Below are 25205 nucleotides of genomic sequence, written 5' to 3'. Positions count from 1 at the left end.
ATTAGACCTGAGTTGCATCGTGCTTTGGGGCCAAATGAAAGCCGAATGCTTTCATGACCGCCAGTGTGGTTTCCAGCGTAGGATTACCGTTTTCGCTGAGCGAGGTATAAAGATGCTCGCGAGCCAAGCCGGTCTTTCTGGCAATGTTGCTCATCCCCTTGGCGCGGGCAACGACACCGAGGGCGGACGCGACGAATTTGGCGTCTCCGGTTTCCATTGCCTCTGCCAGAAACGCCTCGATTGCCGTATCGGAATCGAGCATTTCGGCGGGATCGAAATCATAGATTTTTTCAACCATTGTCGTCACTCCATTCTACGGCCAGGCGCTTGCTGTCCGTATGTCGGTTTCTTGTTAACTTTTATCCCCGCCGCACAGGAGCAGGATGACCGTTTCACCGCGCTTGTGAAATAAACGCGATAGCCGGGCCCACAGTGAATGCGCAATTCACTGATGCCTTCACCCACTGGGGCCACGTCGCCGGGATTTCCTACAATCAAACGTTGCAGCCGAACGGCAATGGCCGCCTTGGCTCTTCCGTCTTTCAGCTTTTGGTGCCACCTCCGAAAGGTGGCTGTCTGCTTCAGGATTGCCATGGTGACTAGTAAGTTATAAATTACAATTCGTCAATGTCGAAATAGGGCGAGCCTCCAAAACGAAAAGCCTCACCCCATCCGCCCACGCGCTTCCACCTTCAGCGTTTCCAGCACCTTGTCACCGTCGATCAGATGCACCTGGTCGAACAGGTTGGTCACGACGCAGCAATGATCAGGCACCACGCGCACGCGCTCGCCAATGCGAAGCTTCGCACCATTTCCAAGCGTGACCGTGCCATGTTCCTCGCTCAAGCTGGTGACGCGGGCGCCGGGCATGCCGAGCAGCTCGCCAAAATCGGCGAGCCCCAGCGTGTCGCTGGACAGCGCCTTGCTGCCGCTGTCGAGGATGGCGCGGGCCGGCGTCGGATGGCTGACCACGGTGGCGAGCACCGTCAGCGCACAATCGTCGAGCGTGCCGACGCCTTTGGCGGCCTGGTAGCGGTCGAGGTAGATGTAGGTGCCGGGGCGGTATTCGGTAACGACGCTGTCCTCGCCGGAGCGCCACATATCAGGCGTGCCGCCGCTTGAAATGCGATCACAGGCGAGACCCGAGGCCGCGAGCGTTTGTTTGGCGCCGGCCAGCCAGGATTCAGCCTCGGCGGCGCGGCCGGCCGCGGGGTAGGTCATCAGCCCGCCGAAGGTGAGCCCCTTGGCTTGGTCGATCAACTTCGCCAGTGCCAGCGCCTCGGCGGCGCTCTGCACGCCGCAACGGCCCATGCCGGTGTCGCATTCGACCAGGACGGGCAGGGGGTGCCAGGTATCGGTGAAGGTGGCGGCGAGCCCATCCAGCGTTTCGAGGCTGTCCACCGTCACTGACAGTGTCACACGGCCATGCAGCGCCTTGAGGCGCTCCAGCTTGGCGCGGCCAAGGATGTTGTAGGGCAGAAAAATATCGGTCAGCCCGGCATCGGCCATCACCTCGGCTTCGCCGATCTTCTGGCAGGTGATGCCGACCGCGCCGGCCGCCACCTGCTTCTTCGCCCAATAAGGCAGCTTGTGCGTCTTGATGTGCGGCCTGAGTTTCAGCCCGTGGCGGTCGGCATGCGCCTGCGCTCGTGTGATGTTGGCTTCGGCGCGGGCTGCGTCGATGAGGATCGCCGGCGTGTCGAGGTCGTCTATGCCTTGCATGAAATATCACCCTGGGAAATCTGGCTGACTTATGGCCCCGATCCGCACGGATGTCATGGGGCCAGCACGCAGTTTGCGTCGACACCGCAGCGCTGTTCGGCTATGCGCTTCAGATAACTCCAGGGAACGCGACGCGAAGGGATCACGATCATGAAACGCTCCACCGTCAACGACATCATCCGCGATGCAGACGCCTTCATCCGCTCGTTCGGCTACATCATGCCGCCCTTCGCCTACTGGAGCCCGGAAGAGATGAAGGCGCGCAAGGCCGACTCCGCCGCCATTTTCACCTCGCGGCTCGGTTGGGACATCACCGATTACGGCCAGGAAAAATTCGACGAACTCGGCCTGTTCCTGTTCACCGTTCGCAACGGCGTCTATGCCGACATGAAGAAGGGCATGGGCATGCTTTATGCCGAGAAGATCATGATCTCGCGCAAGGATCAGCTGTCGCCGATGCACCGCCACAACATCAAGGCCGAGGACATCATCAACCGCGGCGGCGGTAAGCTCGTGCTGGAACTGTTCATGCACGATCGCGACGGCGGCATCGATCCGAAGGCCGAAGTGACGGTGCCGGTCGACGGCACCATCCACAGGCTGCCGGCAGGCGGGCTCCTGAAGCTCGACCCGGGCCAGAGCGTGACGCTGCTGCCCGGCGTCTGGCACGCCTTCTGGGCCGAGGGCAAGGATGTGCTGATCGGCGAGGTCTCGACCGTCAATGACGACCTTACCGACAACGTCTTCCGCGAACCGATCGGCCGCTTCTCCAACATCCACGAGGACATTGCGCCGGTGCACCTGCTGGTGTCCGACTATGAAAAGTGGGTGGGGTAGGCGGCCTCGCCGCTTTTACTTCGTTTGATTGAGAAGTGCGCCCAGCCTGCGCACTTCGGCGATCAGGCGAGGCATGTCCTGCCGCGCCGCAGCCATGAAATCCTGGTCTTCGGCCGTGGCGCTGGCCATTTCGATATCGTCGCCGCGATCCGCGCCTTCGTCGGTTTGAATGAAATTCGATCTGCTCAGCAAATCCCGACCCTCGACCCATGATTTCCATGGGCCGGGCTGAGCTGCGGCAGCACGCGCGCCTCCATTTCCTGGAGTTCGAGCTCGGATGGAGAGGTGTTCATGGTGACCGATTACTCGACGCTGTTAACGACAAAGCGAAATGCACTCTCGAACAGCACGCCCGAGATCCTCTGGCGTATCTGTTGAAGACAAGATCGTGTCCAGCGGCACGGCACTCTCTCTGTTGACTTTGGCATAGGGGGTAAGTGTGAATTTGTCGTCCCTTCCCTGGTCGACCGACATCTGACGGGATTTCCGAAGGAGGGAGTTGTACGACTTGAAGCCGAACCGCGAAGCCGAGCTGTCAAGAAGAACCGTGTGTACGATGTCGTCGGGCACATCGCTGGCATAAGCACCAAGCGCGTTGAGTGTTGCTAGACCGATCTCTTTGTCGGAGACCGAAGGTAGCTCGCCAATCAAAATGACGGGACCTGCGAACTTCTCCCAGCCGTCGCGGGTGGTAGCCATCGGAATTGCAAACACACTTTTATCAACTATGTTCAGGAAGCAATGTCTCATGTATCGACTCCCATCTGAGGCACAGCTCACCGCTGATACTTATCCGCCTTGCGGTTGCCCAACAGCAGCTTGCGTTCGAGCTGTGCCCGCAGCTCGCCATAATAGGCGGTGAGGAAGGCCCTGGAATCGACCGGCTCGATCGTCATGCCGATCTTGCGTCCGATCGTTTCGGCCACGGCTTTCAGCGCGAAATAGTCGTCGCGGCGCAGCACTTCCTCCAGCTTGTGCAGTTCGGCGATGCCATAGGCATCGAGCTGCGCCTGGGTGAAGCGGAATGCGCGGGTGGTGGTGTCCTGGCGTTGCGACAGGTCTTCGACCAGCGCCAGTTTCGGCGCCTCGACAACCCACGTTCCGGCCAAAAGGTCGCCGATGCGCATGCGGTCGCGGTTGAACAGCGGGAAGAGCGCAAACAGCAGCGTCCACACCAGCCCGAAGATCGTCGACAGCGTGTCGGCGAGCCCCATCTCGCTGCGGCCGAGGATGATCGACAGCGGCAGGAAGATCTCGATCTCGCGCATCAGATTGCGGGCGATGACCTGATCGACCGATAGGCCGGCGCCGCTGCGCGATGCCACCCGGATGCCGAGCATCCGCTTGCCGGGCGTGGCGGCGCGGCGGCCGGCCTCGAAGACGATGAAATAGGCGTTGCGCAGGAAGAAGATCAGGATGATCCAGACGACAAACAGCGGCTGCGCTTCCTCGCCGCCGAGGCCGCCCACGCCCAGCAGCGCGACGATCGTGATCACGATTGCGGCGACGACGATGATGACAAAGTCGAGCAGGAAGGCGGCGGCGCGGGTGCCGGCATCGGCGAGCTTTATCCGGAGATCGACGCCTTCGGGCGTGATCAGCGGCCGTATCGTCGAGACGGCGGCGCGCCTAACGGTCGCCATGCCGCACCACCCTGAACAAATAGAAATAACAGAGCCACAGCGTCAGCATGCCGCCGCCAATGGCATAGCGTGTGACGTCGCTGGTGATCACCTGCCTGCCGATGCCTTCGAGCAGGCCGGCGAACAAAAGCATGATCGTCACCCCGACCATGGTGGTTGCCGCCACGCGCCCGGCATCGGCTGCGGCCGTCATCCGCGTCAGTTCACCGGGGAAGGCGATACGCGTGCCGATACGCATGCCAGCGGCGCCCGCCAAGGCGATCGCGAACATCTCGGTGGTGCCGTGGATGGACAGCCATCCGCCCAGCTCGATGCCAAGCCCCTTGGCGACATAGATTTGGAACATCGCGCCGAGCAGGCAGCCATTCATCAGGATCAGGAGCACGCTCGGCACCGCGAAGGCAAAGCCGAGCGCGAAGGCCAGGATCGCCACCTGGACATTGTGCGTGAACAGATAGGCGGCGAAGCCCGACAGGAAATTGCTGTCGGCGCCGTCATAAAGCACCTGCCGCAGCACTTCCGCCGATGCATCCGGGTTGCGCCCGCCGGCCAGGCTCGGCGGAATGATGGCGTCGAACCAGCCCTTGTCCTTCGCCACCAGCCAGTAGCCGGCGCCGAGACCGACAAAGGTCAGGACGACCGACAGCAAGGTCTCGCGCCACAAATCGCGAATGGCATGCGGCCAGTCATGCAGGAAGAAATCGCCGATGCGCTGCCGCAACCCTCGGCGTGCGCCATAGAGGTAGAAATAGCCGCGCAGGCACAGCGCCTCGAGATAGCCGACCAAGGCATTGTCGAGCGAGGTCGCCCGCGCCACCGAGAGCGAGGACAGCGCCGAGCGGTAGAGCAGCGGCAGCGACAGCAACTCGTCTTCCGAGAGCGTGCGCGGCGCGCGTTTCTCGACCCGGGCGAGCAGCGCCTCGAACGCCTTCCAGTCGGCCTCGCGCTCCGAACGGAAGCTCGCCAGCGACTGGCGCACGGCATCCTTGCCGACCAGCGCGTTCACAACAGATCCTCCCGCTTGAACTCGAGATAGCGCTCGACCAGCGCCGGTCCGAGCCTCTGGTGGTCGGCTTCGATGACATGCGCGCCGAGCAGCCTGAGCCTGCCGATGACGACCTGCCTTTCGCGCAGCAGCCCGCCGGCGACGACGGAGCGCGCCACATCCTCCGGCGTGTCCGGCGGCATGTCGGCCAGTGTCTCCAGCTCGACATCCTTCATCATCATGAACAGCACCAGATGCCGTTCGGTGAGCCGGCCTACGGTGCGCAGCATCAGTTCGGCGCTGATCGGATCGACAAAATCGGTGAAGATGATCACCAGCGAGCGCCGGTCGAGCCGCGCCGCCAGCGTCGTCAGCGCCAGGGTGAAATTGGTCTCTTCGGTAGAATAGTCGATCTCCGCCGCCCGCTTCTGGATCATGGCGAAGCTGGCCGAGCCGCGCACGGCGCCGCTGGAAACGCGCGGTCGCGCGTCGAAGCCGAACAGGCTGACCATGTCGCCGCCCTTCAGCGCAATGAACGCCGACAGCAAAGCGGCGGTGACGGCGCGGTCGACCTTCGGCACGCCGTCGACGGGCTCGCACATCAAGCGGCCGCTATCGATGGCCAGCACGATGTTGTTGTTCTCCTCGATGCGGAATTCGCGCGCCAGAAGCCTGCCGTGGCGGGCGCTGCGCTTCCAGTCGATCATGCGCCGGCCCATGCCGGGCTGGTAATCCTTGAGCGCCTCGAATTCGCGGCCCTGGCCGGCTCGGCGCTGCGCATGGCCGTCGGGCAGCGCCTGTCGCTGCAAAAGCGTGATCGCCTCGTCGCGGGCGCTGCTGACGTCGGGCAGCACCGCCACCTTGCTGTCCATCGGCAGCACGACCTGGTTCCAGACCAGCCCGAACGGCCCGCGCCAGCGCACCCACAGGCGGTCGAACCTGGCCATGCCGCGCCGCAGCGCCTGGAATTTGAGGTCGAGCGATGCGCTGCCGGCCTCAGCAGTCAATGCCCCGCCGGTGCCGCCCAGCGGCTCTAGCCGCGCATCATGGCCGAGACGCGCCTGCACCGCGCGCGGACGCCCGCCAAGCCTGGCCGTGACGTGGACGGTGAACTGGCTGCCGACGCTGACCTGCGGCGGTGCATGGATGCTGGCGTTCAGAGAAGCCCGACCGCGCCCGGCGGCCGCGTCCACGGCCAGGAAAGCAAGCAGCACGCAAATCCACAAAAGACCGAGATACCACAGAGACGGCAGCGCGAGCGCGATCAGGAAGGCCGGTATTGCACCGGCCGCACCTGCCCAGACTGCCCGGCCGCTCGGATAGATCAACGTGGCGCTTCCGTCTGGTCGACGAGGTCGGTGACGATCTGCTCGACCAGGCGGCCGTCGATCTGCGCCGCAGGCGACAGGATCACCCGGTGGCGCAGCGCCGGCACCGCAAGCGCCTTGACGTCGTCGGGGATGACATAGGCGCGTCCGTCGAGCGCCGCCCGGGCGCGCGCGGCTCTCGCCAGCATGGCGCCCGCGCGCGGGCTGGCGCCGACTTCGAGATCGGGGCTTTCGCGCGTAGCCCGCACCAGCCTTGCAATATAGTCGACGACATCGTCGACCAGCGTGACCTCGCCGACGGTCGCCAGCGCCTTTTCCAGCGTCTTGCGGTCGGCCTGGGCGGTGATGCCGTACTGCTTGATGTCGTGCGAGGCGGTGCCGCCGCCGTGGTGGATGATGATCGTCTTTTCCTCTTCGGGGCCGGGGTAGCTCACCCGGTGCTTGAACAGGAAACGGTCGAGCTGCGCCTCGGGCAGGGGATAGACGCCCTGATGTTCGATCGGGTTCTGCGTCGCCACCACCATGAAGTTCGGGCCGAGCGCATGGGTGGTGCCGTCGAAGGTGACGGCATGCTCCTGCATCGCCTCCAGAAGGGCGGCCTGGGTCTTGGGCGGCGTGCGGTTGATTTCGTCGGCGAGGAGCAGGTCGCAGAAGATCGGACCACGCGTCAGCGTGAATTGCCCGGACTGGAAATTGTAGATGTTGGAGCCGACGATATCGCCGGGCATCAGGTCGGGCGTGAACTGGATGCGGCCATAGGCGACGCCCAGCGCCTGGGCGAAGCAGCGCGCCGTCATGGTCTTGGCCGTGCCCGGTGGTCCCTCAAGCAATATATGCCCGCCGGCGAACAATGCCGTCAGCATCAGATCGACCGTATCGTGTTGCCCGGTGATGGCCTTGGCCACCTCTTCCCTGATCTGTGTCGCCAGGGCCTTCACATCATCGACGTTCACCGAGCCTCCTTGCCGTCCAGTCGTGCAGCTTTTCGGCTGCATCATGCATTTGTGTCAGGGTCTTTGCCGCGTTCGCAGCTTGCAGGCGGGTCGTGAACCCGCCGGCTTCGTCCTTATCGCGGGAATCGAGCCAGCGGTCGAGCGCTTCGCCCTGCAAACCGTGCGGCGCGCCGAGCAGCGCGCCGGCGCGTACGCGTGCCAGTGCTCCATAGCGGTCGCCCAGTTCTTCCAGCCGGCCGGCGCGGCGCAACAGCATCGCCGTGGTGTCGACCAGCGCGCGTTTGCCGAAGGCGATGGCGCGCTGATCGGCCCGTGGCGGCCCGAACCGGCCAAGGCCATGCAGGAAGGCAAGTGCCGCCGCCGCCAGGATGGTCAGCGTCAGCGCCAGGAAAGGCGGTTCGACCAGAAGCTTGGCGAGATCGTATTTTCGCCCGACGCCATGCAGCGTCAGGTCGAACATGACGGCACCCTCTTCGGGCTGGAGGAGCTCGATCAGCTTGAGCGCCGCCGCCGCCTTGTCGGGATCTTTCAAGCCAGCGTTGTTGATGAGATCGGGGTCCGTCAGAATGTAGAACCGCTCGTCTTCGACCTCGGTCAGCACGGCCTTGCCGTTGCCGGCGGCAATCAGCGGGTGTTCGTCGGCCACCCATTGCAACTGGTCGGGAACGCTGACCATTTGCCCTGAGACGTCGAGTTGCTTGGCCGTGCTTTCGCCTTCGCCGAGCTTGGCCTTGGCGATGCGGCCGAGCCAATCGTTGACCACCACATCCGGCAGTCGCTGGATCTTCATCTCCCAGCCTTCGTGCGAGGCCAGCGGCAAGGTCGCCCATTTGGGCAGAACGAACAGCGTATCCAGGCCCTTGCGAAGCTTGATGATGTTGGCGAGCGCATCTGGGTCGCTGTCGGGCGAAATGGTGACGATCAGCAGCATCTCGGTCTCGAGATCGCTGTCGGACCGCGCCATATCGGGCGCCTTGCCGGTCAGCTTCAGCCATTGCGCCAGGCCGGCATAGCCGATGCCGCTCTTCGACAGCGGCGTTGCGCCACCGGCGCTCGGCTGGCGAAAGTCGGGCGCATAGGTGGACAACAGGAAGAAGCCCGCGGCCGCGAGCAGGCTGGCGAAAATGCCCCAGAACAGCGTCCTGCGGCTGAACGGTTCCTGCTGGGCGATGTCGGCTGTCGCGTCACTCACGTCCAGGCATCCCTGAAGACGAATCGCTCATAGGCGCTGCGCGCCTCCTGCCAGCCCTCCGGCCCGACCGGCCGGCGCGCGAACAGAGCGGCCTCGACGATGCGCGCGATCTGGGTAAAGGCGCTGCGCGCCCGCGTTGGCAGCGACGCCGCTCCCGCGATATCGCGCGCGGTCAGCGACGGGCGAAGGAAGTCGGGCAGGCGGCCGGCAATGTCGGCAACGCTGCGGCGAAGCAGGAGATGCACCGCCTCGTCGTAATTGCCCCGGGCGGCGAGCGCATCGGCTTCCGACAGCAGGACCTGCGCGGCGCCAACGTCGGGGTGCCATGTCGCTTCCGCCTCGGTCACGCTCTTTTTGCGCCACCAAGGCAGGCGCCAGGCGACGCCTTTCACCTCAAGCAAAATCAGCAGCAGAATGATTGCGGCACCTGTGATCACCGCGCCCCAGAACAGGTAGATCATGTACGGGCCGAGCCATTTCAGGAACTCGCCCAGCGGTTTCAGCCATTCGGGTGTCTCGGGTGGTCTGTAGGCCGGCAGGTCGAACTGGATCGAATCGTCCGACAGCAACTGCTTGTGCAGTTTGGCCAGCCATTCGGCTTGCGCAGCGTCCGGCTGTGCAGCAGTCACCTTCTCGCCCCCCTGCAACCTGCGGTTCGCGAGCCGACACTGGCAATGCGCCAAGGCAATTGCAAGCGGCGGCAACCGCAAGTATCAATACGGTGATTTATACTTTCTGATTTCGGGTATCCATTAGTCGGGGGGAATGTAACATGACGTCAATCGCGAGCGAGCGGCCGGAACGGTTCAGCGTCGGCAGGGCTTTCAGCAATACGTTTTCGGTAATCGGACGCAGCTTCGTCCCACTTGCCGCCATCGTCGGCCTTTTTTCGACGCTGCCTGCGCTGCTGTACAACATCTGGAGCTTTAGTCAGATTGCAAAGATAGCAGTACCTGGGGCGAGCTTCGAGCAATCGGCGATGGCGGGCTATGGTGCCGTTTCGATGATTGCCGGCCTGGTGCTCCTGATCTTGGCCTTTCTGGCGCAGGCGGCGCTGGTACGAGCGACAATCGAAGATTTGAACGGCAAGCGCCCGTCGATTGGCGATTGCATTCAGATAGCCCTGCGCAGCTTCCTCCCCACGCTCGGAATTGGTCTTGTGATCATCGTGGCAATGTTTCTGGTGGCGATGATATTAACGGTCATCACCATGGCCATCCCCATCGTCGGCGGTGTGATTGCACTTCTGTCGCTCATCCCCATAGCCATGTGGCTGATCAGCATATCGGTGGCTGTGCCCGTCGCAGTTCAGGAAAGGCCTGGCGTCTTCGCCTCGATTTCGCGAAGCAGGGCGCTGACGAAGGGAAGCCGCTGGCGGATATTCGCGCTGTTTCTGGTCCTCGGCATTGTTGCGATAGGGCTACAAGTGGTTTTCACCTTGCTGTTTCAGGCTGCTATTGCGAGCGGCGGGATCAGCACGACCGGACTCATTGCCGCCGCCATCGGAAGCAGCCTGCTGTCGACAATCGTTTCGGCGGTGATTTCGGTGGCGATTGCCGTCACCTATGTCGAGCTGCGCCAGGTCAAGGAAGGCACCAGCGTCGACGAACTGGCGCAGATATTCTCGTAACGAAGGTTTTGGCCCGAGAACAGCCAGTCATGTTGGCGCGATTGGCCGGGATCTAGCTCGGGCCGGAAGGGGTAATCGTGGCATCGACGGCGGCGGCGCGGCTTGAGAAGTTCCAGATCGGCAGGGTTTTCAACAACACCTTCGCCGTGATCGACCGCAATCCCGGTCTGATGATTGCTTTGGCGGCGCTTTTCCTGGTCCTCCCAGCAGTTGCGCTCAATCTGTCGAACCACTGGAATGGCGGCCCCAACGGCTACATCGCCACACCTCCACTCGGCGCGAAGTGGGTCATTATGAGCAGCTCGTTCTTATCGCTCGTTTTAAGCCTGATCTATTTCGTTTGCGCGCTGTTGTTCCAGTCCTCGCTGGTGCAAGCGACGATAGAGGACCTGAACGGCAAGCGCCCGGTGATCGCTACTGCATCCAGATAGCCTTGCGCAGCATATTGCCGACGCTGGGGGTGGGGCTGATTGTCTTTTTGGCCATGATCCTTGGCCTCATCGTGATGGGCATCGCCGGAATGTTGGTGCCGATCTTCGGAGCGATCATTGCCTTCGTGGTGTTGCTCGTTGCCGGCGTCAGGTGGCTGCTCGGCATATCGGTTTCCGTGCCGGTGCTGATGCAGGAGCGGCTTGGCGTGTTTGGCGCGATGTCGCGCAGCCGTGCTCTGACCAAGGGCAGCCGCTGGCCGATGTTCGGTGTCTTGCTGATCCTGTTTTTGGCGGCGCTTGCCTTCCAGATGATGTTTGCCCTGCTGATCGGCCTGATTTTCGCTTTCTTCAGCGGCCTCTCGACGGTCGCCCTGATTTTCGGCGCTTTCGGAAGCGTCCTTATCGTGACGGTCGTGTCCACGGTGGCATCGGTGGCCATTGCGGCCGCCTATGTTGAACTGCGCCAGGTTAGGGAAGGCACCAGCGTAGACGAACTGGCGGAGATTTTCTCTTAGAAGGCGAAGCCGACTCGGCTGGTCGGGCGGCGGGATTTCAGTGACAACAGCTTGGCCCGCCTCCGCGCTCGTCCGACACAGGCACGACGAGGTGATCGCCACATCGCGCGCGAGCTGGACATGGTCGAAGCAGCGTTTGGCCGCACGGTCTGCTCGTCCTTGCCGTGCTCGTTCCAGGTGAGGTTGTAAAAAGGCCCGGCGGCATAGGCGATGCCCCAATGCACGAAGGCGCAATCAGGATCTGTCGCCAGCGCCTTCTCGAAGCACTTTATGCCTTCCTCATGGTTGAAGCCGTAGCACCAGTTCAGCCCGATATCGAACCAGCGCTGCGTCTCGGCCGAGGCGGTGGAGATTGGACGGCGATAGGTGCCGAGGTCGAAGTGGTCCATGCGTTCTCGTGCAAAATATCGCGGCCAAAGTCTATCAGGCCTTGAACTCAATCTTGGGGTGCTGACCTAGGTAAAGTGCGAAGCAATCTGTTCGACAGGGTCCTTGTCTGGGCGCACCAAAAGCCAGAAGATCAGCCCTGTAGCGCCACCGAGTATCCCTATGAAGGAGCATGCATAGAGAACTCCGCCGATTCCCAATGGAGGACTCCACTTAATGAGGCCGAAGACAAACGCTGGAACAAAAACTGCCAGAAAGCCAACGACGACGTATACCCAAAAAAACTGCCAGCGCCGTCGGGTGAGGACATAGAAGGCCGGAATTCCTACCATCGCCTCCACAACATAGAAAACAAGGGTTACGAAGATGAAGCCCGACAATGGCCCCGTCTCAGGGTGGTTCGCATGCCAATTGTAGCCGGGCAGGATCGCCGGAATAATGGGTGCAAGAATGAAAGCCCAACGGGCGCGCATGTGTATTCTCCGGAATGACGCGAGCCCACAGCGGGGCCTCGTCGACACACCAGACCGATCCACGATCGCCGCGTCAAGACAGACACCGTCGTAAATGCTCGGAGTGCGCTGCAGGTATTTACCTGAGCGACATACCGCTCAGGTGCCAGCCGGTATGCGGCGTCCCCGAACGATCACCCCTCCAGCCACACCTTCTCAAAATGCTGCTCCAGCGACTGGTGCTGTTCGCAGCCCTGCACGCCTTTGCGATAGGTGCGGTAGACCGAGCGCCAGTAGGGCTGGATGATGATGCCGGCATCGCGCAGATTCTGCTCGATCCTGGCCATGATCTCCTTGCGCTGGGCGGCGTCCGGCGTTGCCAGCGCCTTGTCGAGAAGCGTGTCGAATTCCTTGTCGGCATAGGCGCTTTCGTTCCAGGCGGCGCCCGATTTATAGGCGAGCGCCAGCACCTGGACGCCGAGCGGGCGGCCCAGCCATTCGGTGGTGGAGAAGGGGTATTTGCTCCAGTCGTTCCAGAAGGTCGCCGCCGGCAGCACGGTGCGCTTGATCTTCAGGCCGGCCTCGCGCATCTGCGCGGCGATCGCGTCGCCGGTGCTCTTTTGCCATTCGATATCGACCGAGATCAGCTCGAATTCGTGGTCCGTCTTGCCGGCCTCGGCGAGCAGTTTCTTCGCCTGATCCATATCTCGCTTGGCCGGACCGATATCGGCAAACTCAGGATGCATCGGACCGACATGGTGGTTGTCGGCGGGCTTGCCGCGACCGCCGAGGCCCAGCGCCAGCACGGCGGAATTGTCGACGGCAAGCTGGGCGGCGCGGCGCACCTTGACGTCGTCATAGGGCGCGTTGCCGACATTGAAACGGGCAACGATGGTCGATCCGGTGGCGATCTCGGAATTCAGCAAGCCCATCTGCTCGGTCTGCGACACGGCGTCGGAGGCGGTCTCGTGGTCGGTGTCGATCTCGCCGGATTCGAACGCCGACAGCATCGCGTTGGGGTCGGAGCCGTAATCGACCCATTTGATGCCGTCGAGGTAGAAGTCGCCCTTCCACCAGGGCTTGTCCTTGCGCTTCACCTCCGCACTGGACTCGGCATTCCAGCTGACCAGTTCGCAAGGGCCGGTGGTGATTGCGAGCGCCTTCATCGGATCGTCGCCGCCCTCATAGGAGCGGTGCATGATCAGCGCGGGATAGTCGGCCATCCCTGCGATCAGCGAAATGTCGGGTTTCGGCAGATTGAGCTTTACGGTGAAATCGTCGACCTTCTCGATGCCGCCATCGACCGGCTTCTTGGTGTCGGCATTGACCAGCGCGCCCATGCGCGCGGCGACCGAATTGCCGGGGACGGAAGCGTCGCACCAGCGGTTGAGATTGTGGATGACGTCATCGGCGTTGAAGACGTCGCCATTCGACCAGGCGATGCCCTTGCGCACATGCAGCGTCAGCGTCCTGGCGTCGTCGCTGGTTTCCCAGCTTTCGAGCAGCCACGGCTCGAAGGTGAAGTCGCGGTTCCAGCGCACCAGATATTCGTTGCAGTGGCGCGCCACATTGGACATCTCGACACCGTCGAAGGTGCGCGGATCCTTGAAACCCTTGACGTTCATGGCGACGCGCAAGGTGCCGCCGCGCTTCGGCTCCTCTGCCCGGGCGGGCGACGCGCTGAGGCCGCCCAATGCCAGTGCTCCGGCCGCGCTGACGCCGAAGCCGGCCATGATGGCGAGATATTCGCGCCGGTTGACGCCGCCCTTTGTGAAATCTTGGGCGACGGGTTTGGCCTGCGGGTGCAAATTGCGGTCGGTCAGCATGAATTTCATCGTCGTTCCCTCTTTTGTTGGGCGCCCCGACGGTCCGCCTCCGCTGGGGCGGATGCGATCATCGGGCGCCGTTGCCTGAGCAGGTGATGATAAAGCGGGCCGACCCCGGGAAATGTTCGCTTTTCCGCAATTCTTGTGCGCCACTCCGCAGTGGGAGTGCAGACAATCTCCACCTTGTGGGCGCGGCAATCGCATATGGATTTCGGCGCTTTGCGCTCTACGAATACCCCCACGCTTAATCCCTCCCCACAAGGGGGAGGGAGACTTCGGCAGCGCCGAACTCGGCAGATTGGCCACGTTGAGCGCCGCAATATAGCGGGCGGCAGCGTTCCCTCCCTTGTGGGGAGGACTAGGGTGGGGTCCTCTTCGCAAAAATCTCATATGCGATTGCCTGCCCACGAGGGGGAGATCAGCGCTTCGCCGCCTCAATATGGCCAGTCGTTCTTGCCGAGCACGGCGACGGCGGCGATGGCTGCAAGCGTGCACACGAACGCCTCGCCGGCGCGCGGAACATTTTTGCGGGCGCGCAGAAAACTGTGCACGAGGCGGTTCTCCTCATACCACCAGGCGCGGCCGCCGGCGGCAACGACGCGGTCGCGATAGGTCTCGCCGTCCGACGACAGCGGATCGCACTGGGCAGTGATGATGACAGTCGGCGGCAGGCCGGAGAAGTCGTTGTCTTTCAGCGGAGAAAAAGTCGGGTCGTCGGGCGACTGTGCCGGGGCAGCGCGAATGGTGCGGTAGAACGCGATGTCGCGCAGCGTCAGCAACGGTGCCTCGGCATGTTCGACATACGAGCCGGCACTCTCGTCGCCGCCGAGGCCGGGATAGATCAGCACCTGGCCGGCCGCCCGGCGCAGGTGGCGGCGAGACGCGTGCGCGACCGCGGCGGCAAGGTTGCCGCCGGCGCTTTCGCCGACGAGCACGATCGGAAGGTCCGTTGTCACCGCCGCCCATTCGAACACGGTCAGCGCGTCGTCGAAGGCGGCCGGGTGGGGATGTTCCGGCGCCAACCGGTAGTCGGCCGAGACAACGTCGAAACCGGTGCCGGCGCAGATCTCGGCGCAGATGTCGTCATGGCTGTCGAGCCCGCCAAGCACAAAGCCGCCGCCATGATAGTAGACGATGACGGCGCGCACGGGCTTGCCCGCCATCCGATAGTAGCGGATCGGGATGGCGTGCCCTGCATCTGCGGCGATGATGCCGCCGCTGGCCGAAACCCCTTTGGGATAACCCTGATGGAAGGCGCGGCACATCGCATCATAGACCGACCTTTGCTCGGCGATCGGAAGTTCGGCGATTTCTGGCGGGAACCAGTCATTGACCAGGTCGATATACTCCCACAGCGCCGGATCGAGCAGGGTGGCGTATTTCCCCCGCCTGGCGGTCTTGAGCTTGTGGACCGTGCCCATCTCTCAGAGCTCGCCGTAGAGCCGTTCGGCGTTTTCAAACGTGAAGCGCAGCGGTACCGAGCCTTCGACCTGCCATGCATCGATGGTGTCGCCCGCCATCAGCCGGCACGCGTCTATCGTGTTGGTGACGGCGCCGCCATAGAGCCGGTTGGCAAGGTTGAGGATGGCGGTCTGGTGCATGGCGGCACTGCCGCTGCCGCAGGCATCCTTGACCAGAAGCACGCGAAAGCCGGATGCCACCGCGTCCTTCACGGTGGCGTCGATGCAGGCCTCGGTCCAGACGCCGGCGACGATCAGCCATTCGATGCCGCGCGCCTTGAGTTCGGTTGCGGCAGGCCCGCCGCCGAAGGCGCTGGCCTGCGTCTTGACCAGCATCGTCTCGCCGGCCGCGGGCGCCACTTCCGGGCAGATTTCCGTCAGAGGATCGCTCTTGTCGGAAAAGGCGGACTTGCCGTCGGCGTCGAGCGGATGGAAGGGATGCGCCTTGGCGGCATCGACGATATAGGCCCAGTGGTAGAGCGGCACGAAGTTGCGCCGCGCCGCCGCCTGCAGGCGTTGGACGTTGGCCAGCACCTCGCCATAACCTTCGACCAGATAGCGCTTGTCCTGCCGATGCTCTTCCTGGAGGTCGATGAACGCCGCGGCGACCGTGCCGCGTTTGATGGAGATGGGGCTTTTCATGCGGATAGGCCTTGGTTCGCGACCAACGCCGCCGCTCTTCTCGCAAGGGCAGCGCAAGCGGTGGAGATTGGTCGGCGTCCTCCGAACTTCGTCCTCCCAGGGCGAAGCAGCCGCGCAGCGGCGTCGCGGAGACCCTGGGATCCGTTCCGTGACGTCGACCGTGGAGTGCAACTGTGCAGGATCTGCACCGTTGCGGCGCTCTGGAGTCCATGCCGTGACATTGGCCAAGGAATGCGGCGGAGCAGAACTTGCACCGTTGCGGCGCGGATGAGTCCCGGCATGGATCCTAGGGTCTGCGCCGCGTCGCTGCGCTCCTTGCTTCGCCCTAGGATGACGACCGGATTGGCGTTCGCGCTGGTTGCCAAGGGATGCGAAACGACCATCAAACCTGCTTCTCCAGAAACTCATCCTCGTAGGGAAAGCGCGACAGAAGCTCGGTGCCGGTGTCGGTTATCAGGATTTCGTCCTCCAGCTTGACGCCCTCGCGGCCGCCTTTCTCGCCGATATAGCTTTCCACGCTCACCACCATGCCAGGCACGACAACACCGTCGCGGCCATAGGTCTCATAGTCCATGGCATGCGCGATGAACGGCGTCTCGCCATGCATGCCCACGCCATGCATCACCGAGGTATAGCGCTGGTCGACGAAACGGTCCGGGATTTTCCACGCTCTTTCGGCGATCTCGCGAAACGCCATGCCAGGTTTGACAATCGAAATGTTGTGCTGAACCTGGTCGTGCGCCATGCGGTAGAGCGATTTCTGATAGCCGGTCGGCTTGCCCGGCCCGCAGCGGAAGGTGCGCGAAAAATCGGAATAATAGCCATAGCAGCCGATCGTATCGGTATCGAGCGCCAGAAGCTCGCCCGGCCGGATCTTGCGGCCGCTGGCCTCGTTGAACCACGGATTGGTGCGCTGTCCCGAGGTGAGGAGCCGCGTCTCGATGAACTCGCCGCCCTGGCGGATAACCTCGCCATACATGATGGCGAACAGCTCATTTTCGGAGACGCCGGGTTTCATCGCCTCGCGCACGGCGTAGACGGCGGCTTCCGCACCCGCCATCGACACCTGCAGGCATTTGACTTCCTCGGGCGTCTTGACCGCCCGCACCGCCAGGATTTCGCCCTGACAATCCCTGACGTCGCAGCCGCGCTTTTCCAGCGCCAGCGCCTGCAAATGGCTGCAGCGGTCGAGCCCGAGCTTCATCGAGCCGCCGCCGTGCTTCGTCAAAAGCTCGGCGATCTCGTCGGCGAAGGGGCCGGCGGTTTCGTCGTCGCGGCCCGACACCGAAGACCATACCAGCTTGGACGGCCGCGCCTCGTCGATCGTGTCGAGCACCATCGAGACATGGTAGCTCTGCGGGTACTCGAACAGCACGATCGGCCCGTCGGTGGGGATGAAGAAATACCGCGTCGAGTTGCGCAGGAAATAGCCGAACATGTTGCGCGAGCCGGTGGCGTAGCGCTGGTTGTAGGGGTCGAACAAAACGACGCCCCCATAGCCCGCCTCGCGCATCCAGCCGCGCAGTTTCGCCAGCCGCCCTTTGCGCAAGGCGTCGGCATCGATGAAGGACGGCTCGGTATCCGACAGCCACATGCCGCCGGCGGAGTCGGCCGCGACCGGGTGGCGCATGCGGTCCTTGAAATCCACATCCTCGGTGCTGTCCGGGTCGAAAACGACGATGCTCATGGTGCGCCTCCTGAAGGCCTGAACATAGCTACGAACCGCAGAATGTCTGTGCGAGAATCCGCAGATGTCGTGCGAAATGCCGCAGTAGAAGTCGTTCGGCAACGATCCGTCACACCCCCCTCTGGCCTGCCGGCCATCTCCCCCGCAAGGGGGGAGATTAGCAGCTTCGCTGGCCGCGTCAGCACCCCAGCGTTGGTGATTTGCGAAAACCGCCGAGCTCCCAATCTCCCCCCTTGCGGGGGAGATGCCCGGCAGGGCAGAGGGGGGGTGGGCGGGAACTCGGCGTGGCCGATAAGCGTCCCTAATGCCGCCGCATCGCCTTCGGCGCGTGCCCATGCTCCTCGCGAAACGCTCGGGCAAAACTTGACATCGAAGCAAAGCCGCAGGCCAGCGCCACGTCTCGCACCATCAGCGTCGAATGGGCCAACAGGTCGGCGGCGCGCCGCAGCCGGAGCCGCCGGTAATATCCATTGGGCGAAATGCTGAGCTGGGCGCGGAAATTGCGCTCCAACTTGTCGGAGGAGACGCCGAGCCTTGCCGCCAGTTCCGTCATCCCAAGCCGCTCCTCGACCGCATCCTCCATGATGGCGATGGCCGACAGCACCAGTTCGTTCTGGACGCCGGTGCGCAGCCTGAGCGGCATCAGCTTGCGGTCGACGCTCGAACGCAAGGGGCTGTGCACGAACCATTCGGCAACGCCCGCCGCGAGCTCGCCGCCATAATCGTTGGTGATGATCTCCAGCATCATGTCGAGGCTGCCGACGCCACCGGCCGAGGTGAAGCGCTTGCGGTCGATGACGTAGAGATCGCGCCGGAGCTCGATATCCGGGAAGGCCTCGGTGAATGCCGCCTGGCTGGTCCAGTGCAAGGTGCAGGCATGGCCGTCGAGCAGGCCGGCCCGTGCGAGGAAGAAGGCAGCGTCGGCCACCGCGCCGATATGGGCGCCGGCGCGCAGGCTCCTGCGGATCCAGGCAACCGCATCGTCCGCGACAAGCAAGTCCGCATTGCCGCCGGAGCAGACGACGATGCGGTCGACCTTCGGCGCGCCGAACGCTGCGAATCCCGGTTGTATGACAACCCCATTGGATGCCTCGACCGTGCCCTGGTCGGCGCCGACGATCACCCAGCGGTAACAATCGCGTTTGGCCAGCACGTTGGCGGCGCGCAATGGCTCGATCACCGAACTGAACGCCATCATCGGAAAGCCGGGAAAGACCAGCACGGCGAAGGTGAGGGGACCTTCGCTCGCTGCGGGTTGCGCCCGGTCGTGTGTTTGGCTGGCACGGTCGGTATTCACAATTGTGTATTTCCCGGGAGCGTCATTGGTGGCAGACAGGAAATGTAGCGGGCTTTTTGGCCCGCCGGCAATGGAGACGACGCCATGTTTGCGGCCCAGAGCATCGACAGCACCAACAAGCCAGCCTTCTACCGCGAACTGGCCACCCAGTTGAAGGCGCTGCTGGAAGGCGAGAGCGACTCTGTCGCCAACGCCGCCAACACATCGGCGCTGATCTTCCAGATGGTGCCCGATCTCAACTGGGCCGGCTTCTATTTCCTGGCGTCGGACGAGGAGCTGGTGCTTGGACCGTTCCAGGGCAAGCCGGCCTGCGTGCGCATCGCCGTCGGCAAGGGCGTGTGCGGCACCGCCATCGATCTCGAAATGTCGATGCTGGTCAAGGATGTGCATGAATTTGCCGGCCACATCGCTTGCGACGCCGACTCGCGCTCGGAACTCGTCGTGCTGCTGAGGGACAATGACGGCGTCTTCGGCCTGATCGACCTCGACAGCCCGACGCCCGGCCGCTTCGACAAGGACGACCAGGCCGGCATCGAGGCGCTGGCCGCGATCTATGTCGCGGCGAGTTCGTTCGAGGATTAAGCGAACTTCACCAGCATCAGGCTGAAGCAGCCGATGAACAGGAAGGCGCAGGAGGCGAGCGCCAGCGGGCGAAGGCCGCGCGAGCGCAGCTGCGAAATGTTGGCCTGCAGACCCATGGCGGCGAGCCCCATGGTCAGCATGATGGTGGTGGCGAACGCCATGGCCGACTTCACTTCGGCCGGCACGGCAACCAGGCTGTTCAGCGCCACGACGGCGATGAAAGCGGCGACGAACCACGGCATCGGCGGCCGCGCACCGGATTGGTCGCTTGGGCGATCGCCATTGCTCTTGCGGCGCGCCATCAGGCCGAGCGCGATGACCATCGGCGCCAGCATGGCGACGCGGGTCAGCTTGGCGACGGTGGCGATCTCGCCGGACTGGGCGCCGTTCTGGAAGCCGGCGCCGATGACCTGTGCCACCTCGTGGATCGAGGCGCCGGCCCACAGGCCGAATGCGTGCTGGTCGAGGCCGAGCGCCGGCGCCAGCAGCGGAAAGCCGAGCATGGCGACGGTGCCGAACAGCGTGATCGAGGCGACGGCATAAGTGACGTCCTCGTCACGCGCATCGGTGACGATGTTGGTGGCAACGATCGCCGAAGCGCCGCAGATCGAGGTGCCGGCGGCAATCAGCTGCGCCAGCTTGGCGTCGACGCCGATCAGCCGGCCAAGCGTGATGGTGAAGACGAAGGTCGCTCCAAGGGTCAGCGCCACGATGCCGACGCCGCCGGCGCCGATGGAGACGACCTGGCCGAGCGTCAGCTGAAAGCCGAGCAGCACGATGGCAAAGCGCAGCAGGCGCTTCTGCGAGAAGGCGATGCCGGCCTTGGCGTGGGCGGGGGTGCCGAGCACGTTGGAATAGATCAGGCCGGCGACGACGGCGAGGATCATCGGGCTGAACAGCGCGAAGCCGGAGACATTATGAGCCGAGAAGGCCACCCCCGTGATCATCGCCACCAGCACGATACCGGGGATGACGCCATTCCACACGGAATCGAGCCGCTTCCGGCCCACGGCCAGGTCGGCGGAAATCATGCTGATCGGAATATCGTTCGCTAGCTGGGCGGCGGCAGACAATGCAATTCTCCAGGCAAGTACCTCAGGAGAATGTCATTCCAGAATCGATCTTTCCAACGAATTGTTCTTGTTGGAATGATCGATTTTTGTGAACGTTTAGGGCGGCCGAGGTCAGAATGAGAGAGCGGCCGGGCGAAACCTGGAGCCGCCCTAGATCATGATGAATTCCCATCACGATCTAACCCCACTTTTTGGGATCATGCCCTAGTATTTCATCCCAATTCGCGCGGCGATCGTATGGTCCTGGCTGTCGCCGTTGCTGCCGACCGCGGTGCTGTAGTTCAGCCCGAAGGCAATACCGCCGATTTGCGCATCGACGCCGAGCCCGATTGACAAATAGTCGTTGGAAAAGGCATCTGCGTCCAGCGCGTAGGGCGTGGTGCCGATATCGGCATAGCCGAGGCTGACGCGGCTGGAGCCGGCAAAGTCGTGCGTATACTCAAAGCGCGCGCGCGGTGTGAGCAGACCCCAGCTGGTAGGAATGTTGTTCTCGATGCGCAGGCCAAGGGTGCCCGACAGCGTGTCGACGGTCTGCTTGCCGAAGGTCAGATTATAGATGTCGCCACCCGTCTCGGTGAAGCCGCCAAGCGTGGAGTGGGACCCCGACAGACGTCCATAGGGTGATATCAGAGAGTCCGGCCGGCGAAATTCGTAGCCCGCCGTCAGCGACCCGAAGACCTGGCTTCCGTCGCGCGTTCCAGACGCGAAATCGCCGGTATCGGTCACATAGCGCTCACTGTCGAAATTGAGGGCGCCATAGCCGGCAAGGCCATCGACAAAAAAACCTGGCGCCGGGCGGTAGCTGCTATAGGCGGCGACCGAGATGGCATGGGCGCGGCTTTCGGTGCCGTTGCTCCCGACGTCGGTGACGTCATGGCCATAGCCAAACCCGAGACCGGCGGTGAAGGTCGGGGAAAAGCGGTAGTCGGCACCGACGCTCACGCCGACCAGCGTATGGTCGAGCTTGATGGCTCCATCGTCATCGGTGCCGAAATTGACGTAGCCGCCGCTCCAGAAGGCCAGTTCGCCAAATGGGTTCTCGGCCGGCAGTGACGACGTCTGGGTGTCCACGTCCGTGCCAGTTGAAGACTGTCCGGTCTTGATCGGCGACGCGCCGGTCGAGGTCCTGTCCTGCTTTGCGTTGGCGTTGGGCTGAATGCGCTCCGGATTGGGCGCTCCGTAAGTGGACTGCGACGATGCCGTGGCGATTGCGGCGAGCGCCGGATCGTTCGCCGCATTCTGCTGCTGAGCGTATGCGTCGGGATTGTCCGACGATTGCTGGACGGCAACGCTGAGGCCTATCGAATTGTGGCGCTGGTCGCCCTCATTGTGGAGCTGTTCCAGCCTCTGTCCAAATCCCTGGATCTGAATGTCGGCGAAGTGCTTTGCCGCCTCCACCTGTGCCCGAATCAGGCCGATCACTTCCGGATCGCGGGAGGGGTCGGGCCGTGCCGTGACGTTGATGGTCACGGTTGCCGGAGGTGACGTTCCGTCGGCATTCGAGAGCGTGTAGGTCAGGCTGGTTGTGCCGGCAAAGGTGGCTGCCGCGGCAAACTGCAGGATATAAGCGCCGCCATCGGGCACAATGGAAGCCGTGCCCGCTTCGCTCGGCGGCGGCGAGGCAATCGTGGCGCTGGTAAACGGCCCATTCGTAGCCCCTTGCGTCAGGTCGAGGGACCCGGTCGTTCCGGCCATCACGTCCAGCGTGTGGTCCTGTGCCGACGGCAAGTGGATCTCGACGACCACAGTGTAGTCACGTTGGCCGGTAAAGCCGTTGCTGTCCGTGGCCCGCACCGTAAAATCGTAATTGGCCGCGACAGTGGGTGTGCCAGCCAGTGTACCCCCAGGCGAGAGTGCGAGGCCGGGAGGCACCGAGCCGGAAACCACGGTGAAGGTGTAGGGTGCGGCGCCGCCATTGGGGCTGCTTGCGGTGATGGTCTGGCTGTACGGCGTGCCAATATGTGCATTCGGCAATGTTGCCGGCGAAAACTCCACCGTCACCGTGGTGCAGGACAGGACAAGATTGGTCACGTCGGCTCCCGCCACCGTGCCCGAGGCCGTCGTGACCGTGCATGTCTGGTCGGCCGGCTTGGCAGTAACCTCAACGCTCCAGTTGGAGCCGGTCAGCAGGCCATCCGCAAAGGCAAAGGTGGTATCGCCGACATTCACGTCCCTGGTTTGCGTCCCTGCCGGCGAGCTTGATGTCAATTTCAAACTCACCGTCCCGGTCTGACCGCTCGCCGTGCCGCTGATCACATAGAGCGGCTCATCAAAACAGATCAATGCGGACCCATCGCCTGAATTGACGCCTTCCGCCACCGCAGCCGATTGCAGCGAGCCGGCATCCGATGATCCGCCGCCGCCGCCGCCGCCGGCGCCGTTCCAGTTCTGCTGGCACGAGGTCGTGCCGACGCCTGCGCCGCCACCACCGCCGCCGACAGTAGCCCCGCCACCGCCGCCACCAGCATATCCGGCGCCCAGGAAAGACCCTGAGAAATTTCGTGCAGTTCCGCCTTGGCCATTTGTCTGACCGGCCGTGCCAGGAAAACTATCGCACCCAGCGCCGATCGCGCCACCGGCACCTACAGTGCCACCTTCACCGCCAAAGGGGCCAAGGCCGCCCGAAACATCGGTTCCTGCCGAGCCGGATCCCCCGCTCTTGCCACCGGCGCCACCAGCTATCGAATTTGTAGTGTGCCAGCCCCCGTTGCCACCGCCGCCACCGCCGCCAGCAATTGCCAGGCGGGTTCCGCCCAGCCGCAGGTCGGTCGCCCCGCCACCATTGCCGCCGTCGGGAGTACCGCTCGCGCCACCGGGATTGACCGCGAGCGAGCCACGGCCGCCAACGCCGACAGAAAGGATGTCACCCGTCGCGACAGTCAAGGAACCGCTCACCTGGCCGCCGAGCCCGCCGGCGCCGCCTGGGCTCAATGGGCTGCCCCCGATGGTGCCGGCGCCGCTCTTGCCAACCCCGCCTTGCGCTCCCTTGAGGTATACTGTGGCGGAATGGGTGTTGCCAGGAACCGAGATGGACTGGTCGCCGCCAGTAAAGCTAAAAGCATGAGCTGTCTGTGTGGGACTACAAGACTGCCCGAGCGCTGACGTCGTGCCCGCGAGCGCGTAGACGACCGTCATCGCGCCTAACAAACGTGAGATTGTACGCTTTGCCAGCCCTCGATGCATGGCGCCCCCCCGTCAGCCCGTCCAGTGCTTCTCCGCTTATATTATGATGCCAAGATTAGATCAAATAGAAATTTGAACCAATGGTAGGTTGAATGTCCAACAATATTAGCTGTTGCTGTTTTTTTGTACGCGTACGAGAGCCCTACTCGACGGCGCAGCAGTTTAGGCGAGCAACCACCGCGCAAGGTGAAGACTGGCGTTGCCTGGCAGTACACTTATGGCCTTGCCGGCGCCGCCCGCTCTAGCCGCGCGGGTCAACTCGGAGGCTGGGCCAACGCCAAAATCTTGACAGCGCCGCGCTTCCTGCTCCAGCGTGGCGTCATGTTCGTTTTCTCGTTCGCCATCGCCAAGCGACGCCGTTCCTGCACCACGCAGCGCGGCAAGCTGTTTGCGCGACGAAAAGGACCGGCCCAATAAAATTCCGGTTCGTTCGTTCCAGCCCCGCCCGCGACGTCTGCCGGCGGGGTTTTCATGTCTGGAGCCTTTGCCATGTCCAATTCTTCCATCCTGTTTCGGCCGGCCCAACCGGCGGACGCTGCCGCCATCAGGGACATTGTGCGTGCCGCCTATGCCAAATGGGTGCCTCTGATCGGCCGCGAGCCGCTGCCGATGCGCGCCGACTATGACAAGGCGGTCGCCGAACATCCGTTCGATCTCGCCATCGAAAATGGCCGCATCGTCGGCATGATCGAGACCATGCCGGCCGACGATCATCTCTGGATCGAGAATGTCTGCGTCGCGCCACAGGCGCAGGGCAGGGGCATCGGCCGGCTGTTGCTGGAACGGGCGGAGCAGAAGGCGCTGGAGGCCAGCTGCTTCGAGCTGCGCCTGCTGACCAACGGCGCCTTCATGGCCAATGTGTTGTTGTACAAACGGCATGGCTATACGATCGACCGGGAGGAGCCGTTCATGAACGGCATGACGGTCTATATGAGCAAGAAACTGGGTGGCCGATAACAGGGAGGATCGGATGGCAGTCAGGGTCCGGTTGAAGCCGCTCACGGGGCGGTATGCGGTTTCGCGCCTCGAAGCAAAAGACAGCATTCCCGGCTGGGCGGACGGGCCGGGCTTCGTCAGCATCACCAGGACAGAGGACGAGCTTTCGGTCGTCTGCCTGCAGGATCGGGTGCCGGACGGGGTGAAGCATGACAGGGACTGGGTCGCCCTGAAACTCCAAGGTCCCTTTGCCTTCGACGAAACCGGCATCGTCGTGTCGGTGATAAAGCCATTGTCGGAAAGCGAACTCGGCATTTTTCTGGTATCCACCTTCGATGGTGACCATCTGCTCGTCAAAGCCAAGGATGAAGCCGCGGCAAGGGGGCTTTTGGTCGCGGCGGGGCACACGCTTCTGTAGCCGTAGGCTCAATCGCCCGCCCTTGC

The 25205-nt window shown here is 63.2% G+C and carries 27 protein-coding genes; 7 read left to right on the top strand and 20 right to left on the bottom strand.

Annotated elements, in window-relative coordinates:
- Window position 1 precedes the first annotated feature (1 nt).
- From NKI15_RS27190 to NKI15_RS27180, 3 genes are all read right to left on the bottom strand, one after another.
- Window positions 2-298, bottom strand: coding sequence for an addiction module antidote protein (locus tag NKI15_RS27190; RefSeq protein WP_023672893.1), 297 nt, complete (start codon window positions 296-298; stop codon window positions 2-4).
- A gap of 5 nt (window positions 299-303) precedes the next feature.
- A complete protein-coding gene (locus NKI15_RS27185) occupies window positions 304-594 on the bottom strand; it encodes a type II toxin-antitoxin system RelE/ParE family toxin (RefSeq protein WP_502898722.1) in 291 nt (96 codons plus the stop codon).
- 69 nt (window positions 595-663) lie between these two features.
- Entirely contained in the window at window positions 664-1722 is a 1059-nt protein-coding gene (locus NKI15_RS27180; RefSeq protein ID WP_352515329.1) for a D-TA family PLP-dependent enzyme, read from the bottom strand.
- Window positions 1723-1872: 150 nt separating this feature from the next.
- Between NKI15_RS27180 and NKI15_RS27175 the strand changes: the two genes are divergently transcribed.
- On the top strand, window positions 1873-2559 hold the full coding sequence (locus NKI15_RS27175; protein WP_023689647.1) for a D-lyxose/D-mannose family sugar isomerase: 687 nt from the start codon (window positions 1873-1875) through the stop codon (window positions 2557-2559).
- Between the two features lie 15 nt (window positions 2560-2574).
- Here NKI15_RS27175 and NKI15_RS27170 read toward each other — a convergent pair whose 3' ends face one another.
- The 8 genes from NKI15_RS27170 to NKI15_RS27135 form a co-directional block, all read right to left on the bottom strand.
- Window positions 2575-2751, bottom strand: coding sequence for a hypothetical protein (locus tag NKI15_RS27170; RefSeq protein WP_023689648.1), 177 nt, complete (start codon window positions 2749-2751; stop codon window positions 2575-2577).
- Window positions 2752-2874: 123 nt separating this feature from the next.
- Window positions 2875-3309, bottom strand: a complete 435-nt coding sequence (locus NKI15_RS27165; protein ID WP_155921574.1) for a hypothetical protein — start codon at window positions 3307-3309, stop codon at window positions 2875-2877.
- 26 nt (window positions 3310-3335) lie between these two features.
- Window positions 3336-4202: an RDD family protein gene (locus tag NKI15_RS27160; RefSeq protein ID WP_023715248.1), complete on the bottom strand. Its 867-nt coding sequence runs from the start codon at window positions 4200-4202 to the stop codon at window positions 3336-3338.
- A complete protein-coding gene (locus NKI15_RS27155) occupies window positions 4189-5208 on the bottom strand; it encodes a stage II sporulation protein M (protein WP_023715249.1) in 1020 nt (339 codons plus the stop codon). Before NKI15_RS27155 ends, NKI15_RS27160 begins: the two co-directional genes overlap by 14 nt.
- A complete protein-coding gene (locus NKI15_RS27150) occupies window positions 5205-6515 on the bottom strand; it encodes a DUF58 domain-containing protein (protein WP_023753709.1) in 1311 nt (436 codons plus the stop codon). Before NKI15_RS27150 ends, NKI15_RS27155 begins: the two co-directional genes overlap by 4 nt.
- Window positions 6512-7468 (bottom strand): AAA family ATPase, encoded by a 957-nt coding sequence (locus NKI15_RS27145; protein ID WP_023689653.1) that lies wholly within the window; start codon window positions 7466-7468, stop codon window positions 6512-6514. Before NKI15_RS27145 ends, NKI15_RS27150 begins: the two co-directional genes overlap by 4 nt.
- Window positions 7455-8660, bottom strand: a complete 1206-nt coding sequence (locus tag NKI15_RS27140; protein ID WP_352515330.1) for a DUF4350 domain-containing protein — start codon at window positions 8658-8660, stop codon at window positions 7455-7457. Before NKI15_RS27140 ends, NKI15_RS27145 begins: the two co-directional genes overlap by 14 nt.
- Entirely contained in the window at window positions 8657-9289 is a 633-nt protein-coding gene (locus tag NKI15_RS27135; protein WP_023734197.1) for a DUF4129 domain-containing protein, read from the bottom strand. The genes NKI15_RS27140 and NKI15_RS27135 overlap by 4 nt, the downstream gene beginning before the upstream one ends.
- Before the next feature lie 143 nt (window positions 9290-9432).
- On the opposite strand from NKI15_RS27135, the gene NKI15_RS27130 reads away from it, so the two are divergent.
- The 3 genes from NKI15_RS27130 to NKI15_RS27120 all read left to right on the top strand — a co-directional run bounded on the left by NKI15_RS27130 (window position 9433) and on the right by NKI15_RS27120 (window position 11236).
- Window positions 9433-10290 carry a hypothetical protein gene (locus NKI15_RS27130; RefSeq protein WP_023694390.1) on the top strand — a complete coding sequence of 286 codons (858 nt, stop codon included), beginning with the start codon at window positions 9433-9435 and terminating at the stop codon, window positions 10288-10290.
- Between the two features lie 77 nt (window positions 10291-10367).
- Window positions 10368-10721, top strand: a complete 354-nt coding sequence (locus tag NKI15_RS27125; protein ID WP_023694389.1) for a hypothetical protein — start codon at window positions 10368-10370, stop codon at window positions 10719-10721.
- Between the two features lie 2 nt (window positions 10722-10723).
- Entirely contained in the window at window positions 10724-11236 is a 513-nt protein-coding gene (locus NKI15_RS27120) for a hypothetical protein (RefSeq protein WP_050587714.1), read from the top strand.
- Here the strand turns inward: NKI15_RS27120 and NKI15_RS27115 are convergent.
- The 7 genes from NKI15_RS27115 to NKI15_RS27085 form a co-directional block, all read right to left on the bottom strand.
- Window positions 11233-11625 (bottom strand): tetratricopeptide repeat protein, encoded by a 393-nt coding sequence (locus tag NKI15_RS27115; protein WP_023694387.1) that lies wholly within the window; start codon window positions 11623-11625, stop codon window positions 11233-11235. The two genes, NKI15_RS27120 and NKI15_RS27115, sit on opposite strands and share 4 nt — an antisense overlap.
- Before the next feature lie 66 nt (window positions 11626-11691).
- Window positions 11692-12096, bottom strand: coding sequence for a hypothetical protein (locus NKI15_RS27110; protein ID WP_023705790.1), 405 nt, complete (start codon window positions 12094-12096; stop codon window positions 11692-11694).
- Window positions 12097-12269: 173 nt separating this feature from the next.
- A complete protein-coding gene (locus NKI15_RS27105) occupies window positions 12270-13910 on the bottom strand; it encodes an ABC transporter substrate-binding protein (protein WP_352887553.1) in 1641 nt (546 codons plus the stop codon).
- Window positions 13911-14335: 425 nt separating this feature from the next.
- Window positions 14336-15322, bottom strand: coding sequence for an alpha/beta hydrolase (locus NKI15_RS27100; protein WP_031196895.1), 987 nt, complete (start codon window positions 15320-15322; stop codon window positions 14336-14338).
- 3 nt (window positions 15323-15325) lie between these two features.
- Window positions 15326-16003, bottom strand: coding sequence for an isochorismatase family protein (locus NKI15_RS27095; RefSeq protein ID WP_023705793.1), 678 nt, complete (start codon window positions 16001-16003; stop codon window positions 15326-15328).
- A gap of 382 nt (window positions 16004-16385) precedes the next feature.
- Window positions 16386-17690 (bottom strand): M24 family metallopeptidase, encoded by a 1305-nt coding sequence (locus NKI15_RS27090; RefSeq protein WP_352515332.1) that lies wholly within the window; start codon window positions 17688-17690, stop codon window positions 16386-16388.
- A gap of 301 nt (window positions 17691-17991) precedes the next feature.
- The gene (locus tag NKI15_RS27085) at window positions 17992-18888 is read right to left on the bottom strand and encodes a GlxA family transcriptional regulator (protein WP_352515340.1); all 897 of its coding nucleotides are present in this window, start codon (window positions 18886-18888) and stop codon (window positions 17992-17994) included.
- Window positions 18889-19071: 183 nt separating this feature from the next.
- On the opposite strand from NKI15_RS27085, the gene msrC reads away from it, so the two are divergent.
- The gene (gene msrC / locus NKI15_RS27080; RefSeq protein ID WP_352515333.1) at window positions 19072-19569 is read left to right on the top strand and encodes a free L-methionine (R)-S-oxide reductase MsrC; all 498 of its coding nucleotides are present in this window, start codon (window positions 19072-19074) and stop codon (window positions 19567-19569) included.
- On the opposite strand, the gene NKI15_RS27075 is transcribed toward msrC, so the two are convergent.
- Window positions 19566-20600, bottom strand: coding sequence for a YeiH family protein (locus tag NKI15_RS27075; protein ID WP_502898724.1), 1035 nt, complete (start codon window positions 20598-20600; stop codon window positions 19566-19568). The genes msrC and NKI15_RS27075 overlap by 4 nt on opposite strands.
- Before the next feature lie 246 nt (window positions 20601-20846).
- Window positions 20847-23777: an autotransporter domain-containing protein gene (locus tag NKI15_RS27070; protein ID WP_352515335.1), complete on the bottom strand. Its 2931-nt coding sequence runs from the start codon at window positions 23775-23777 to the stop codon at window positions 20847-20849.
- A 537-nt stretch (window positions 23778-24314) separates the two neighbouring features.
- Here NKI15_RS27070 and NKI15_RS27065 point away from each other — a divergent pair.
- Both NKI15_RS27065 and NKI15_RS27060 read left to right on the top strand, forming a co-directional pair.
- Entirely contained in the window at window positions 24315-24782 is a 468-nt protein-coding gene (locus tag NKI15_RS27065) for a GNAT family N-acetyltransferase (RefSeq protein WP_352515336.1), read from the top strand.
- A 13-nt stretch (window positions 24783-24795) separates the two neighbouring features.
- Window positions 24796-25179 (top strand): ACT domain-containing protein, encoded by a 384-nt coding sequence (locus tag NKI15_RS27060; protein WP_023736418.1) that lies wholly within the window; start codon window positions 24796-24798, stop codon window positions 25177-25179.
- Window positions 25180-25205 lie beyond the last annotated feature (26 nt).

Source organism: Mesorhizobium sp. M0862, assembly GCF_040319795.1.
Lineage (GTDB): Bacteria > Pseudomonadota > Alphaproteobacteria > Rhizobiales > Rhizobiaceae > Mesorhizobium.
This window is presented reverse-complemented; position numbering and strand designations above follow the sequence as displayed.

Coding starts and splice junctions, on each gene's coding strand:
- NKI15_RS27130 (WP_023694390.1), top strand. CDS start 9,433: ATGACGTCAATCGCGAGCGAGCGGCCGGAACGGTTCAGCGTCGGCAGG.
- NKI15_RS27115 (WP_023694387.1), bottom strand. CDS start 11,625: ATGGACCACTTCGACCTCGGCACCTATCGCCGTCCAATCTCCACCGCC.
- NKI15_RS27185 (WP_502898722.1), bottom strand. CDS start 594: ATGGCAATCCTGAAGCAGACAGCCACCTTTCGGAGGTGGCACCAAAAG.
- NKI15_RS27160 (WP_023715248.1), bottom strand. CDS start 4,202: ATGGCGACCGTTAGGCGCGCCGCCGTCTCGACGATACGGCCGCTGATC.
- NKI15_RS27110 (WP_023705790.1), bottom strand. CDS start 12,096: ATGCGCGCCCGTTGGGCTTTCATTCTTGCACCCATTATTCCGGCGATC.
- NKI15_RS27075 (WP_502898724.1), bottom strand. CDS start 20,600: ATGATTTCCGCCGACCTGGCCGTGGGCCGGAAGCGGCTCGATTCCGTG.
- msrC (WP_352515333.1), top strand. CDS start 19,072: ATGTTTGCGGCCCAGAGCATCGACAGCACCAACAAGCCAGCCTTCTAC.
- NKI15_RS27085 (WP_352515340.1), bottom strand. CDS start 18,888: ATGATGGCGTTCAGTTCGGTGATCGAGCCATTGCGCGCCGCCAACGTG.
- NKI15_RS27070 (WP_352515335.1), bottom strand. CDS start 23,777: ATGACGGTCGTCTACGCGCTCGCGGGCACGACGTCAGCGCTCGGGCAG.
- NKI15_RS27180 (WP_352515329.1), bottom strand. CDS start 1,722: ATGCAAGGCATAGACGACCTCGACACGCCGGCGATCCTCATCGACGCA.
- NKI15_RS27105 (WP_352887553.1), bottom strand. CDS start 13,910: ATGAAATTCATGCTGACCGACCGCAATTTGCACCCGCAGGCCAAACCC.
- NKI15_RS27065 (WP_352515336.1), top strand. CDS start 24,315: ATGTCCAATTCTTCCATCCTGTTTCGGCCGGCCCAACCGGCGGACGCT.
- NKI15_RS27060 (WP_023736418.1), top strand. CDS start 24,796: ATGGCAGTCAGGGTCCGGTTGAAGCCGCTCACGGGGCGGTATGCGGTT.
- NKI15_RS27100 (WP_031196895.1), bottom strand. CDS start 15,322: ATGGGCACGGTCCACAAGCTCAAGACCGCCAGGCGGGGGAAATACGCC.
- NKI15_RS27190 (WP_023672893.1), bottom strand. CDS start 298: ATGGTTGAAAAAATCTATGATTTCGATCCCGCCGAAATGCTCGATTCC.
- NKI15_RS27095 (WP_023705793.1), bottom strand. CDS start 16,003: ATGAAAAGCCCCATCTCCATCAAACGCGGCACGGTCGCCGCGGCGTTC.
- NKI15_RS27175 (WP_023689647.1), top strand. CDS start 1,873: ATGAAACGCTCCACCGTCAACGACATCATCCGCGATGCAGACGCCTTC.
- NKI15_RS27165 (WP_155921574.1), bottom strand. CDS start 3,309: ATGAGACATTGCTTCCTGAACATAGTTGATAAAAGTGTGTTTGCAATT.
- NKI15_RS27090 (WP_352515332.1), bottom strand. CDS start 17,690: ATGAGCATCGTCGTTTTCGACCCGGACAGCACCGAGGATGTGGATTTC.